Below are 280 nucleotides of genomic sequence, written 5' to 3'. Positions count from 1 at the left end.
TGCGCCATATTCTGGTGTAACTATGGGTGAAGAGTTCATGTTTAATGGAAAACATGTTCTTATCGTTTACGATGATTTAACTAAGCAAGCGGCAGCATACCGTGAGTTATCATTATTACTACGTAGACCACCAGGTCGTGAAGCATATCCTGGGGACGTCTTCTACCTACACAGTAGATTATTAGAAAGAGCTGCAAAACTTAACGATGATCTTGGAGGCGGTTCAATTACTGCTTTACCAATCATTGAAACTCAAGCTGGCGATATCTCAGCTTACGTT

Annotated in this window: 1 pseudogene; it reads left to right on the top strand. The window is 41.1% G+C overall.

The features are described from left to right. A pseudogene (locus GNE10_RS36645) lies at positions 1–280 on the top strand (F0F1 ATP synthase subunit alpha); the annotation flags it as partial.

It is taken from the genome of Nostoc sp. 2RC, from assembly GCF_014222165.1.
In the GTDB taxonomy this organism is placed as follows: domain Bacteria; phylum Cyanobacteriota; class Cyanobacteriia; order Cyanobacteriales; family Nostocaceae; genus Nostoc; species Nostoc linckia.
Note: the sequence above shows the minus strand (reverse complement) of the source record. Positions and strands in the feature narration are given on the sequence as shown.